The sequence below is a fragment of the Vibrio sp. BS-M-Sm-2 genome (assembly GCF_041504345.1).
GTDB classification, from domain to species: domain Bacteria; phylum Pseudomonadota; class Gammaproteobacteria; order Enterobacterales; family Vibrionaceae; genus Vibrio; species Vibrio satsumensis.
In genome coordinates, this window is sequence record NZ_CP167894.1 from 3,299,731 (window position 1) to 3,312,609 (window position 12,879).

11 protein-coding genes and 1 pseudogene are annotated in these 12,879 nt (G+C 43.6%); 9 read left to right on the forward strand and 3 right to left on the reverse strand.

Features of this window, described 5'->3' with window-relative positions; translation table 11 throughout:
* Nucleotides 1-342: 342 nt before the first annotated feature.
* A complete protein-coding gene (gene ubiG, locus AB8613_RS15085) occupies nt 343-1,086 on the reverse strand; it encodes a bifunctional 2-polyprenyl-6-hydroxyphenol methylase/3-demethylubiquinol 3-O-methyltransferase UbiG (RefSeq protein ID WP_186728010.1) in 744 nt (247 codons plus the stop codon).
* A 258-nt stretch (nt 1,087-1,344) separates the two neighbouring features.
* Between ubiG and gyrA the strand changes: the two genes are divergently transcribed.
* Together gyrA and AB8613_RS15095 are read left to right on the forward strand one after the other, a co-directional pair.
* Nucleotides 1,345-4,005 (forward strand): DNA topoisomerase (ATP-hydrolyzing) subunit A, encoded by a 2,661-nt coding sequence (gene gyrA / locus AB8613_RS15090; RefSeq protein ID WP_060982425.1) that lies wholly within the window; start codon nt 1,345-1,347, stop codon nt 4,003-4,005.
* A gap of 172 nt (nt 4,006-4,177) precedes the next feature.
* On the forward strand, nt 4,178-4,807 hold the full coding sequence (locus tag AB8613_RS15095) for a tetratricopeptide repeat protein (RefSeq protein WP_146489869.1): 630 nt from the start codon (nt 4,178-4,180) through the stop codon (nt 4,805-4,807).
* A 120-nt stretch (nt 4,808-4,927) separates the two neighbouring features.
* Here AB8613_RS15095 and AB8613_RS15100 read toward each other — a convergent pair whose 3' ends face one another.
* Both AB8613_RS15100 and nrfA read right to left on the reverse strand, forming a co-directional pair.
* Nucleotides 4,928-5,272 carry a rhodanese-like domain-containing protein gene (locus tag AB8613_RS15100; protein WP_372384051.1) on the reverse strand — a complete coding sequence of 115 codons (345 nt, stop codon included), beginning with the start codon at nt 5,270-5,272 and terminating at the stop codon, nt 4,928-4,930.
* 127 nt (nt 5,273-5,399) lie between these two features.
* Nucleotides 5,400-6,830, reverse strand: a complete 1,431-nt coding sequence (nrfA, locus tag AB8613_RS15105) for an ammonia-forming nitrite reductase cytochrome c552 subunit (RefSeq protein ID WP_372384052.1) — start codon at nt 6,828-6,830, stop codon at nt 5,400-5,402.
* Between the two features lie 481 nt (nt 6,831-7,311).
* Here nrfA and nrfB point away from each other — a divergent pair, with 481 nt between their 5' ends.
* From nrfB to AB8613_RS15140, 7 genes and pseudogenes are all read left to right on the forward strand, one after another.
* Entirely contained in the window at nt 7,312-7,896 is a 585-nt protein-coding gene (gene nrfB / locus AB8613_RS15110) for a cytochrome c nitrite reductase pentaheme subunit (protein WP_146489871.1), read from the forward strand.
* Nucleotides 7,897-7,899: 3 nt separating this feature from the next.
* Nucleotides 7,900-8,587: pseudogene (gene nrfC, locus AB8613_RS15115) on the forward strand (cytochrome c nitrite reductase Fe-S protein).
* 2 nt (nt 8,588-8,589) lie between these two features.
* Nucleotides 8,590-9,564: a cytochrome c nitrite reductase subunit NrfD gene (gene nrfD, locus AB8613_RS15120; RefSeq protein WP_029222016.1), complete on the forward strand. Its 975-nt coding sequence runs from the start codon at nt 8,590-8,592 to the stop codon at nt 9,562-9,564.
* Nucleotides 9,565-9,692: 128 nt separating this feature from the next.
* Nucleotides 9,693-11,609: a heme lyase CcmF/NrfE family subunit gene (locus AB8613_RS15125; RefSeq protein ID WP_372384053.1), complete on the forward strand. Its 1,917-nt coding sequence runs from the start codon at nt 9,693-9,695 to the stop codon at nt 11,607-11,609.
* Nucleotides 11,590-12,147 carry a DsbE family thiol:disulfide interchange protein gene (locus tag AB8613_RS15130; protein WP_327783713.1) on the forward strand — a complete coding sequence of 186 codons (558 nt, stop codon included), beginning with the start codon at nt 11,590-11,592 and terminating at the stop codon, nt 12,145-12,147. Before AB8613_RS15125 ends, AB8613_RS15130 begins: the two co-directional genes overlap by 20 nt.
* Nucleotides 12,141-12,581: a heme lyase NrfEFG subunit NrfF gene (nrfF, locus tag AB8613_RS15135; RefSeq protein WP_372156434.1), complete on the forward strand. Its 441-nt coding sequence runs from the start codon at nt 12,141-12,143 to the stop codon at nt 12,579-12,581. Before AB8613_RS15130 ends, nrfF begins: the two co-directional genes overlap by 7 nt.
* A gap of 89 nt (nt 12,582-12,670) precedes the next feature.
* Nucleotides 12,671-12,847 (forward strand): hypothetical protein, encoded by a 177-nt coding sequence (locus AB8613_RS15140; protein WP_060982434.1) that lies wholly within the window; start codon nt 12,671-12,673, stop codon nt 12,845-12,847.
* The last annotated feature ends 32 nt before the right edge of the window (nt 12,848-12,879 follow it).

The window sequence follows — 12,879 nt, forward strand, 5'->3', positions numbered from 1 at the left end:
CAACTGATATTTTTCAAGGTAAAGAAATGGGGTTGCTTGTGGATAAGTGGTGGATTGAAAAAAAACTGTAAGTGACCACTAACTGATGAGGTTAGATGTGACTTGATTGTATAAAAGTCGGCTTTTGATGATGCTTTAATTTTGCTCGCCAATAAAAAAAATCCCTTGATCTTTGAGCAAAATGGGCGATGGATTTTGGGCGATTAAATTTAAATCGAGGTGGTCAAAATGGAAGCTGGCGCACGAAATTTAGACTGAAAAAAGTCGCAAAGTTATGGTAATTGCAACTCTTTTCATTCGTCTTTTTTACAAAAGGTTTTACGGTAGACCTACCGATATTTTTTAGCCAAAGTTTTGTGTGTGAACGATGTAGTTCACATCGACTTTTTGGCCTAAACGGTAAGTGTCCGTAAGAGGGTTATAGTGCAGTCCCGTAATCCCTAACTCTTGCAGCGGAGTGTTATCAACCATCTTGATAAGTTCAGCAGGGCGAATGAACTTCTCGTGCTCATGAGTGCCTTCTGGAACAATCTTCAATAGCTTCTCTGCACCGACAATCGCAAACAAGTAAGATTTGAAATTACGGTTCAATGTAGAGAAGAATACATGGCCGCCCGGTTTCACTAATTTCGAACAGGCAGTGATAACAGATTGTGGGTCAGGAACGTGTTCAAGCATTTCCATGCACGTTACCACATCGTAAGTGTGTGGGTTCTGCTCTGCGTGATCTTCGATAGTGCTCTGGATGTAATCGAGCTTTGTGCCAGTTTCCAGTGCATGAAGGCGTGCTACTTCAAGCGGCTCTTTACCCATGTCTAGACCAGTCACGACTGCACCTTCAACAGCCATGCTTTCCGCTAAAATACCGCCGCCGCAGCCAACATCGAGGACTTTCTTGCCAAACAGGCCTTCAGTTTTCTCTAACACGTAGTTTAGGCGCAGTGGGTTGATTTGATGTAGCGGCTTAAATTCGCCTTCTAGATCCCACCAGCGTGACGCCATGTCTTCGAATTTCTTGATTTCTGCTGGGTCTACGTTCTGTGATTTAGTCATAATCGGCATTTCCAAGTTAAATAATGCATCCATGAAATTGCAGGCATTATAACTTGCCTTTTCGCGCTGACCAGAAGATCTACAATTTTGCTAGTTTATTGGATGTAAAGTGACCATGTTTCAGCAAGATATGATGCGGAGGTGCAATTTCTCATCAATTGATTGGCTACAAGGGTCACAAGATGGTAAAAGGAGAGGGAAAGTGATGCCTCCGTAGGTAAATTTGTGTTATATTTTTCGGTCTTATACGTATTCAAAAATACGATCTGACTATAGAGGGAAAATGGCTCTATGAGCGATCTAGCGAAAGAGATCACGCCCGTAAATATTGAAGATGAGCTTAGAGGTTCATACCTAGACTACGCGATGTCCGTCATCGTTGGTCGTGCCCTTCCAGATGTGCGTGATGGCCTAAAACCAGTACACCGCCGCGTTTTGTTCGCGATGAATGTACTAGGTAATGATTGGAACAAACCATATAAAAAGTCTGCTCGTGTAGTAGGCGATGTAATCGGTAAATATCACCCGCATGGTGATAGCGCTGTATACGATACAATTGTTCGTATGGCTCAACCGTTCTCGCTGCGTTACATGCTAGTTGATGGCCAAGGTAACTTTGGTTCTATCGATGGCGACTCCGCGGCTGCAATGCGTTATACCGAAGTTCGTATGGCGAAAATTGCGCACGAGCTACTGGCTGACCTTGATAAGGAAACTGTGGATTACGTACCGAACTACGATGGTACAGAACAAATTCCAGCAGTACTTCCTACAAAAATTCCTAACCTATTGGTAAACGGTGCTTCTGGTATCGCAGTAGGTATGGCTACCAACATTCCACCACATAACCTTGGTGAAGTTGTTGATGGCTGTTTGGCTTACATCAATAATGAAGAGATCACTATTGATGAGCTAATGGACTACATTCCTGGTCCTGACTTCCCAACAGCAGCACTTATCAGTGGTCGTAAAGGCATCGTTGATGCTTATAAGACTGGCCGCGGTAAGGTTTACATGCGTTCAAAAGCGGATATCGAAGTAGAGAAGAATGGTAAAGAAACCATTATCGTTACTGAGATCCCTTACCAAGTAAACAAAGCTCGTTTGATCGAGAAGATTGCTGAACTGGTTAAAGATAAGAAAGTAGAAGGCATCAGTGCACTGCGTGACGAATCTGATAAAGATGGTATGCGTATTGTTATTGAATGTAAGCGTGATGCAGTAGGCGAAGTGGTTCTAAACAACCTATACGCTCAAACTCAACTGCAAACGACTTTCGGTATCAACATGGTTGCGTTGAATAACGGTCAACCACAGTTGTTCAACATCAAAGACATGCTTAAGTGCTTCGTAGACCACCGTCGCGAAGTTGTTACACGTCGTACTATCTTCGAACTGAAGAAAGCGCGCGATCGTGCACACATCCTTGAAGCGTTGTCTCTAGCTCTTGCTAACATCGACGAAATCATTGAGCTTATCCGTAACGCTCCAACACCAGCTGAAGCAAAAGCTGGCCTAGTCGCACGCGGTTGGGATCTTGGTAACGTTGCTTCAATGCTTGAGCGCGCTGGTACTGATGCAGCTCGTCCTGATTGGTTGGAAGACCAATACGGTATCCGTGATGGCCAATATTTCCTAACGGAAACGCAAGCACAAGCTATTCTAGAACTTCGTCTTCACCGCCTAACAGGCCTTGAGCATGAGAAGATTCTAGACGAGTACAAAGCACTTCTAGAAGAAATCGCTGAGCTAATGCACATTCTTGCAAGCACTGAGCGTTTGATGGAAGTTATCCGTGAAGAACTTGAAGCGGTACGTGAAATCTATGGCGACGAGCGTCGTACAGAAATCACAGCGGCAGTTCATGACATCGACATGGAAGAGCTGATTGCTCAAGAAGACGTTGTAGTAACGCTTTCTAACGCAGGTTACGTTAAGTACCAAATCCTAAGCGACTACGAATCTCAACGTCGTGGTGGTAAAGGTAAGAGTGCAACTAAGATGAAAGATGAGGATTACATTGAGCGTCTGCTTGTTGCTAATACTCACGATAACATCCTATGTTTCTCTACTCGTGGTAAGACATACCGTCTGAAAGTTTACCAACTACCATTAGCAAGTCGTACTGCTCGTGGTAAGCCTATCGTTAACATTCTTCCTCTAGAAGAAGGTGAACGTATTACGGCTATCCTGCCTGTTTCTGAGTTCTCTAACGAGAAATTCATCTTCATGGCTACGGGTGACGGTACAGTTAAGAAGACATCACTGGATCAATTCGCAAACGTACGTGCTAACGGCCTAATCGCAGTTAACCTACGTGACGACGATTCACTGATTGGCGTTGATATCACTAACGGTGATAGCGACATCATGCTGTTCTCTAAATCGGGCAAAGTTGTTCGCTTTAACGAGGACAAAGTACGTGCAATGGGCCGTACTGCCTCTGGTGTTCGTGGTATGAAGCTTCCAGAAGACGATCAAGTGGTTTCACTGATTGTTCCTTCTAACGAAGGCGATATCCTAACTGTGACTCAAAACGGTTACGGTAAACGTACTGAGCTAGCAGAGTACCCAACGAAAGGCCGTGCAACGCAAGGTGTAGTATCTATCAAAGTCTCTGAACGTAATGGCCCAGTTGTTGGCGCTGTTCAAGTTGAAGAAGGCGATGAGATGATGATGATCACCGACGCAGGTACACTAGTACGTACTCGCGTAGCGGAAGTAAGCCAAGTTGGTCGTAACACTCAAGGTGTAACACTGATTCGTACTGCTGATGACGAGAATGTTGTAGGTCTACAACGTATCGACGAAGTAGAAGAAGCTGAGATTGTAGAAGGCGAAGCTGAAGAAGCAAATGCTGAAACTATCAACACTGAAGTTTCTGAATCAAGTGAAGAGCAAGCATCAGATGCTTCTGACTCTGAAAGTGATAACGAGCAAGATACTGAGTAATCTCGATTACGTTAAGTAATTAAGCTTACCATTGAAAAAACCGAGCCTAAGTGCTCGGTTTTTTATTGTCTGCTCGTTTATTCTGATCGCGTAAATCCTAATAGCTAAGTCTCGATCAATATTGCCTGACTGGGAAAGTGGTAAACTTAAAGGGTTGATAAAGGAGTGTGGAATGGACATCTGGTTGTTGGTTGCGTTAGTACTAATGAGCCTGTTTTTGATCGTGGTCGTTATTGCCGCGAGCAACAATGGCAGTCATCTAAAAGGCAATGTGGTGATTTCCCTTACTGCAGTGGCTCTGAGTGTGCTTGTTTGGTCTCAACTGAAACAGGAGACACCTCAACTTCCTTTAGATGAGAGCAATAGTTACACGGCAACAGATTTCGAAGGTGAGCTTCAACAAAGCCTCAAACAAGACCCGAATCAATCTGACTTGTGGTTTAAGCTTGGTGGTGTGTATATGCAGAAAGGGGAGTTTGATGCAGCGTATACTTGTTATGACTACGCGATTCGATTAGATCCTCAAGCACCATCGGGCCTTTATGCTGCCAAAGCAACCGCACTTTACTATCTTAGCTCCCAAGCGATGAGCGATGACGTGAATGCGTTGTTGGATCACTCAATACAGCTTGATCCCAACGATCGTACGGCATTGATGCTGATTGCGACCGATCACTTCATCAGCATGCGCTATCAACAAGCGATTGATGCCTGGACTCAAATCCTCGATTCCAATCAAAAAGGGATTGATCGTGTTTCGATTATTCATTCGATCAACCAAGCCAAACAGATGATCCGCTAGGCTTGGTTAATAGGCTGTTCTTCCTGATTAGCTTTTGAAGCTATTTGTCTTTGAAGCGATTTGCTTTTGAAACGACTTACCTTTGAAGCGATTAGCCTCTAAAGCCATTAATCTCTCAAGTTATTGGCTTTCTTGCATTTCGATTAACCCACCAGCGTTATGGATTTGAGTAAACCCTTGAGCTCGTAAGAATTGATAGGCTTGTCCTGAACGGTTACCACTGCGGCAATACAAAACGATCGGTTGGTCTTTATCTATCTTAGCGAAGTGAGTAGCGACTTCAGAAAGAGGGTAGTTGATGGCGTTGTCCAGATGCTCCTGTTTGAACTCTGCAGGTGTTCTGACATCAACCAATAATGCGCCTTTCTCTATTAATTCCCATCCTGTCTCAGCACGCTCAGAGGCGTAAACGCCTGAACTGAGTAGTGCGATACATAATGCTGAAAGTGAAAGTAAGGTTTTCATTATCTATTCCTTGAATTGGCGAGTGGATCGGGGAGGAGATATGGATGTGTATTGCCCCAAAATCTAAAAAAACCAGCCACACAATAATAGTGTGACTGGTTTTTACGTAATGGTCTAATTGAAGAAACTAGTATTCGTAGTTGGCTTCACGTTTTTCAGCTTGCTCTTCCCACTTAGGAACAACCGTGTCTAAGAAGTGTTGTTTCTCAGCATTCATCTTATCCATGTCCATTCCAAGCGCTTTTTGAGCCGCTTCTTTTGTCGAGATGTCTGGAATCTCGATTGGATCAGTGATGCCTTTCTTCGCCAGTAGACGAACAATCTTGGTACGAGCATCTGCTGCGCGGTCAACGGCAGTACCTAGCACTTCTAGAGCGATTTCAGGTGCATGCATATGAACGCCGTGAGACGCAATAGCGTAGTCCCAACGCCATTGAGCGTGACGGATATCCAGTAGGATAGGCTCCATCTCTTGCTCTGTCGCACCTGCTTCCCATGCCGCGCCGGCTTCAAAGTGAGCGGCAACGATTTGTTTCTCAGCGGTCAGCTTCATGTTTAGCACTTGCGCTTTACGGCTTGAAACGATGTTACGCATAGTTTCTTTAGACTGAGTATGACAGTTTGCACACGTATCTTCGAAGCGGTCGAATGGGTTACCCACTTTATGGTCGGTATAAACGGTGCCGTCTTCTTTGGTCACTTTCGGCATATGACAATCAACACAAGCCACTTTGTTTTTGCCGTGAATACCTTCACGCCATGTTTCATAGCCAGGGTGCTGTGCTTTTAGCATTGGAGCTTTAGATACTTTGTGCGTCCAATCTTTAAAGCCAATGTCATCGTAATACTCTTCCATTTGTTCAACACGAGTCCCTTTATCCCAAGGGAACTTCACGCCTTTTGTTGGCCCTGTGAAGTAGTATTCCACGTGACATTGAGCACAAACGGAAGCTTGTTGATCTAAACGACCTTGGTCTTCAAACTTCTTACCAATCGCTTCGAATGCACGCTCTACATAAGGACGAGTCACTTTCAGCGCAGGCTCACCGTTTTTAAAGCCTTCACTTTGTGTGTCATGACAGTCGGCACAGCCAATAGGGTTAGTGATTTCACTACCAAGACGCGCCCATTTACCTTCGAAGTAACCATCTTCGCCACGCTCTTCGATAACACGTGCTACATCAGGGCTCTTACAGCTCCAACATGCCATTGGCATTGGACCAGAGTTTTCGTCAGTTGGGCCACCTGTACGAAGTGTTTGTCGTACATCATCAAGGGCATAAAAGTGCCCACGGGCTTTGTTGTAATCTTTTGCAAACCCATAGCCAGCCCATAGGATGACCATATTTGGATCTTCTTTTAGTGCATCTTCAATGGCTTCGCTTTCTGAGGTCTGTCTCCATGAATGATATTGATCTGGGTGGTTTTGCTCGAACTGGTCGTTACGAGGATCGCCAATTTCTTTTTGTTCAGACGCAGCAAAACTGGTCGCGCTTGCTAGTGATGTGCTAACCATTAATAGTGCTGTGACCGAATTACGTATCCAATGCTTTTTCACAGTGATATCTCCAATATACTGATTTTTATACCAAGCGTTGTGAGTTTGCTATTCAAATTAAGAACTGGAGAATTCCTGTTTATATTAATTCATAAACAAACACATTTTGTTACGTGTTGAGTATTGCTTGTTTTAGATCAATTAATGGTAGTGACTTCAATCACGTTGAAGTTTATATAACCCTAAAGAGGTATTGTCGGTTGCATTTGTTAGAGATTAATTGAGAATTATTATCATATATAACAAGCAATTACCTGAATTGGCTATGATATAAATAGGGTGATTGTCTTCACAGATTAACCCATTCAAATTTCGTATTACCCAATTAGAGGTATATTCTAACTGTAGAAAGCGTTGTGGCTTATCCAAAATAAGAATTGATATCATTTAAACGATAATAATATCGTTTAAGGGTACTTTTGTTTAACCGGAATATTATTTAGTTGAGAGTTAAATAATGCCGGTATAAGGAAAGGATAAAATGGGCAATATTAAATTGGCCATAGTCATAATGCTTAAATCCCTTCTAGCATTCTGCCTCTATGGTTATTCCATTCATGCTGTTGCTGAGCCTGCTGTTACGCAAGTAGGAGAGTCAACAAGACATGAAGTCGAATTAATACGTGACAAAGACTACAAGTGTGTTCAATGCCATAAAGATTCAAAAGAAACGGTATTGGGTTCACATGGTGAAAGTGCACACGCTTTACTTGGTCGTGAAGTAAATTGTACCGACTGTCATAGTTCTATTAGCCCCGATCACCGTGAAGGTGCGCCTGAAGTGGTGAAGTATCGCGCGGCTCAATCACAACCGGGAACCGAAAAGGTATTCCTAGACCCTAGCTTAATTTTAGATGCCAATAGCCAATGTATAGATTGTCACAAACCGGATGATCTGCGCGAAGCGAGTTGGACCCACGATGTTCACGCGCAAAACTTAACGTGTTCAAACTGCCATGATGTTCATGCGACTGAAGCAAAGGTGTTGGGCTTAGATAAAAAGCAAACCATCAAGCTGTGTGTGGATTGCCATTCAGACTTCAACCAGAAGAAAGAAGAGGAGTAATCTATGAGCTGCTCAAGAAGAAACTTTTTAGCAGGCGCTGGTGCCGTTATTTTTACCACGGGTGTAGCGGGAACTGCGGCGGTGACAAGTCGTAAAACGTTGGCCAATGTTCAAGAAGATGGTGCTAAACGTTATGGAATGATTCATGACGAAACCGCGTGTATTGGTTGTACTGCTTGTACAGAAGCGTGTCAGTGAAGTGAATAAAGTACCTGAAGGCGTGTCGCGCTTAGAAATTATTAAGAGCGAACCCCAAGGCGAATATCCAAATGTTGATTACCGTTTTACTCGTAACTCTTGCCAACATTGTGATAACGCGCCTTGCGTGATGGTATGCCCAACAGGCGCGGCCTATAAAGATGAAAAAACTGGCATTGTTGATGTGCATAAAGAGAAGTGTGTCGGTTGTGGTTACTGTTTGTTAGCGTGCCCGTATCAAGTGCGTTTCTTCCACCCAGAGAACAAATCGGCTGATAAATGTAACTTCTGTCGTGATACCAATCTTGCACAAGGGAAGTTGCCTGCTTGTGTCGAATCTTGCCCGACCAAGGCACTAGTATTTGGCGATCTAAATGACCCTGAGAGTGAGATAAACCAGGTGCTTCAATCTGAGGTGGTTTACAGAGATAAAGCTTATCTAGGTACTCAGCCAAAACTCTATAAAGTACCACACCAAAAAGGGGAGATTTGATTATGAGTGCATGGGACGCAGCTTTTCAGTCTGGTACCGTGGTATGGGATTGGATTATAGCAATCTATCTATTTCTCGCGGGGATGTCGGCGGGTGCCGTAATGATCTCCATTTACCTAAAGCGTAAGGTTATTGAAGGCGATCCTGCTCATAATGGTGTGTTAAAGGCCACGGCTTTTCTTGCGCCATTTGGGATCATTTCAGGTCTGCTTATCTTAGTTTTCCACCTGACAAAACCGTTATCCTTTTGGAAGATCATGATCTTCTATAATCCAACGTCTGTGATGTCGATGGGTGTGATCTTATTCCAAGTATATATGGTGATCTTATTCCTTTGGATCGGCATTATATTTAGAGATCAAATAGTCGTGTTCTTGAATGATCAAGCATGGCTAAAAGGGCGACTTGATTTTGTCGGTAATTGGATTGGCAAATTAGAAGTGTTTGAGAATGCTCTGGAAATATTCTTAGCTGTTCTTGCTCTTATGCTTGCCGCTTATACCGGATTCTTGCTTTCAGCTTTAAATACTTTCCCACTATTGAATAACCCAGTGCTGCCGATTTTGTTCTTATTCTCGAGCTTATCTTCGGGAGCGGCGGCGTGTATTTTATTTGGTGTGCTGGTCTTTAAAGAATCACCTCATAGCCCGACTATTTCATGGATTCACGGATTCGAACGTCCAGTCGTGATGTTTGAGTTGTTTGTTCTAATTACTTTCTTTACTGGGCTTATCTTCGCTGGTGGTCAAAGTGAGCAAGCAGTATGGAACGCAATTGGCAGTGGTTTCTGGGCGAGTTGGTTCTGGTACGGCGTCATCGGTGTCGGCATGGTTTTACCGTTGTTGCTCAATGCAGTGACACCAACCTCAATCCGCCATAGCTCGGTGTATATTTTTTCTGTGACTTCGCTAAGCCTAATGGGTGTATTAATGCTGCGAACTTTTGTCCTTTATGCAGGGCAGTTAACGATAGCTTAATTTCGCGCAAGTTTATTAGTGAGCAGATGTCGGATAATAAACATCTGCTTATTAATGAACATGTTTTTAGTAAACATGAGATGCGTGTTCAGATCGGCTCTGCTCTAGCGGAGCCTTATTGAGGTGATATGGTCGGTTCTTTGGGGCTGTTTAGTTTAGTGTTGGTTGCTGTACTCAGTAGCATTATTGGTGTGCATTCGTTTTATCAAATGCTAAACAAACGGACGCAAAATATAAGTTTAATCCGCAGTTTCTCTCTTTCAAGTGCATTGCTTTCTCTCACTTCTGTCGCATTGCTTGGCTATGCTTTTGTCAGTGATGACTTCTCTATTCTCTATGTCGCTGAGCATTCAAATACTCAATTACCCTCATTTTTTAAGCTCGCAGCCGTATGGGCTGGCCATGAAGGTTCCTTGTTATTTTGGGTGCTGACGATCAGCGTCTGGTCTGGCGTGATCGCCTTACAAAAACACTATTCGAATGAATATCAAAGCCGTGTGTTGTGGGTAATGAATCTACTGCTCGCGATATTTGCTTGGTTCACCTTATTCGCATCAAACCCATTTGAAATGAATTCGATTTTGCCGCTAGAAGGGCGTGACCTTAACCCAATGCTGCAAGATGTCGGTCTGATTTTTCACCCTCCATTACTTTATCTTGGCTATGTCGGCTTTTCTGTGGTGTTGGCGTTTGCCGTTGCAGCCTTACTGGTAGATCCAATCGAGTTTGATTGGGTTGCCCATTGTCGCAGTTGGTGTTTGGTTGCTTGGATCTTTTTAACCGCAGGGATCATTCTTGGTTCGTGGTGGGCTTATTACGAATTAGGTTGGGGCGGCTGGTGGTTCTGGGATCCTGTTGAAAATGCCAGCTTGTTGCCGTGGCTTACTTCGACCGCTTTGCTGCACAGCCTAGGCGTTGCAAAGGGCAAACAACAACTACTGAAATGGTCTCTTAGTCTTGCTTTTATTACGTTTTGTTTGAGTATCTTAGGCACCTTTATTGTTCGTTCTGGCGTACTTACATCGGTACACGCTTTTGCTGTTGACCCAACCAAAGGTATCGCACTGCTGCTTATATTGGTTTTGGTACTGGTGAGCTCATTTTCTCTGCTTATCGTTAGAGGGGAGTCTTTTGAATCAAGCCCTATTACCAGCTTCACCAGTAAGAGCTTTTTGAGTTTAGTCGCGGTACTCATTTTTGTTCTCGCAACAGCCGTGGTCGTTTTCGGCACATTTTATCCAATGGTATTTGAACTGCTTGGACTGGGTAACATATCGGTAGGTGCGCCTTACTTTAATCTATTGATTGCACCTTTGGCGTTGCTTGCGTTGGCCGTCGTAGGCTTAGCCCCTTTGTTGAGTATTAAGCCTCAAGCGTCGAAAGGCGTTATTATGTTGATAACTCTAGCATCTATTTGTCTCGGGTCCGCCTGTTACGTTTTGCAAGTAGACAAGATTCAAGTGATGGTTCTGATGACATGGTCACTCGCATTTTGGGTTTTACTCACTCACGTTTATGGCTTGGCAGTAACGCACAGTTCCAAGTTCCAACGCAAAGTCTGGGTGATGACCTTTGCCCATGTCGGGGTTGCGGTATTAGCGGTAGGTGCTGCCATGAATAGCTACCACTCGTTTGAGCGCAGTTATAAGTTAAGCCCAGGAGCGGAAGTCGAGTTCATGGATTGGACGCTTGCTCATCGTGATACTGAGCTGTATGTCGCTTCAAATTTTACCGCAGAGAAGGCGATACTCAACCTAGAGTCTGGCGAGCAGAGCTTTCCTATTTCGCCGGAAAGAAGACACTACCAAGTTCGAGTCATGAACATGAGTGAGCCCGCAATGAAGTGGTTCTGGCATGGCGATGTTTATATCACCATGGGAGAGAAAGTAGACTCAACAGGCTATGCATTCCGTGTTCAGTACAAGGCGTATGCACGATGGATTTGGTTTGGTGGGTTGCTCTCCATTCTCGGCGCTTTACTCTCATTAACTCATCGTAAAAAGAAAACCGTTAAGGCGTCACAGTATGCATACCAGCGTTCGTAACAAGCTCATCACGTTAATTGTCTTGGCATTAGTGATGGTGTTGGGGTTTGCCTTTGCACTCAATAATAAGCAGCAATCCACGACTGTGTCGGAGCAGAAGAGGGCATTTCCAGAATTCGTGTCTACTGCGTTAGCCAATAGCGAAGGCATCAGTAGCAAACAGAAAATTACGTTGACTGATGTTACTCAGCATCCTTATCAACTAGTAAATGTATGGGCGTCGTGGTGCGGTATCTGCAAAACCGAACATGCTTTTTTGCTCAAACTTCATGACAAAGGCATTCCAATTGTTGGGCTCAATTATCGAGATAACTCTGCGGCAGCAATTAATGTGCTATCGAACGACGGCAATCCGTATTCAACGGTGATCAGTGATCCTCAAGGTAAGCTAGCATTAGAGTTGGGCGTAATTGGCACCCCTGAAACGTATCTGGTCGACGCTGATGGCCAAATCATTAAGAAGTTACTGGGCGTGGTCAATGAATCTGTATGGCAAGAAGAACTTGCGATGTATTTTGATGGTGTGAATCTATGGTGAAGTCTTTAATACAAACGCTCGTTATGCTGTCTACGCTTATGTCTGTTAGTTTTCCGACTTTGGCGGAAGACTTGTTTACAGCCAGCAATAAGGATACGAGTATTCAAGTTGAACTCTTTGAGTTTGAAAACCCAGAACAGCAGCAGCGCGCTATTACATTGGCAAAAACGCTACGTTGTCCGCAATGCCAGAACCAAAATCTGGTTGAGTCGAACTCTCCGATAGCAAAAGACTTGCGCCTCGTTGTATTCAATATGGTGAAAGCAGGTCAGAGTAATAATGAAATTACTCAATATATGACAGAAAGGTTCGGTGAATTTGTGCTCTATAAACCGGCAATGAGTGTTTCAAACTTATTACTTTGGCTACTTCCGAGCCTATTGTTTCTCTTATTTATATATTTATCAGTAAAAAGTGTTAGAAAGCGCTCATAAAAATTATGTATTACTGTTTACCAATTGACCTGTATTTTGTAACATTAAAGGATTATAAAGGCTAAGCACTGTTATATAAGGATGTATCTGTGGATAACGTAATCTCAAATTTAAAGAAAGAGTTCCATACTCATGTCCGTTCTGACAAATGGGCAGAAAAATACAGTGCGAAATCGAGCATTTCTACGCTCACTCAAGAAGAGTTAGCTGAATTAGAAAACGCTTGGGTTCAACTTGTCATCTGGAAGCAAACTCAAGTAAGTTGAACGTTCTGTAAAAAGTGTAGTCTTAGCCGCAA

Bases quoted from the DNA above. Each gene is read 5' to 3' on its own strand.
- ubiG (WP_186728010.1), bottom strand. From the start codon at position 1,086: ATGGATGCATTATTTAACTTGGAAATGCCGATTATGACTAAATCACAG.
- gyrA (WP_060982425.1), top strand. From the start codon at position 1,345: ATGAGCGATCTAGCGAAAGAGATCACGCCCGTAAATATTGAAGATGAG.
- AB8613_RS15095 (WP_146489869.1), top strand. From the start codon at position 4,178: ATGGACATCTGGTTGTTGGTTGCGTTAGTACTAATGAGCCTGTTTTTG.
- AB8613_RS15100 (WP_372384051.1), bottom strand. From the start codon at position 5,272: ATGAAAACCTTACTTTCACTTTCAGCATTATGTATCGCACTACTCAGT.
- nrfB (WP_146489871.1), top strand. From the start codon at position 7,312: ATGGGCAATATTAAATTGGCCATAGTCATAATGCTTAAATCCCTTCTA.
- nrfD (WP_029222016.1), top strand. From the start codon at position 8,590: ATGAGTGCATGGGACGCAGCTTTTCAGTCTGGTACCGTGGTATGGGAT.
- AB8613_RS15125 (WP_372384053.1), top strand. From the start codon at position 9,693: ATGGTCGGTTCTTTGGGGCTGTTTAGTTTAGTGTTGGTTGCTGTACTC.
- AB8613_RS15130 (WP_327783713.1), top strand. From the start codon at position 11,590: ATGCATACCAGCGTTCGTAACAAGCTCATCACGTTAATTGTCTTGGCA.
- nrfF (WP_372156434.1), top strand. From the start codon at position 12,141: ATGGTGAAGTCTTTAATACAAACGCTCGTTATGCTGTCTACGCTTATG.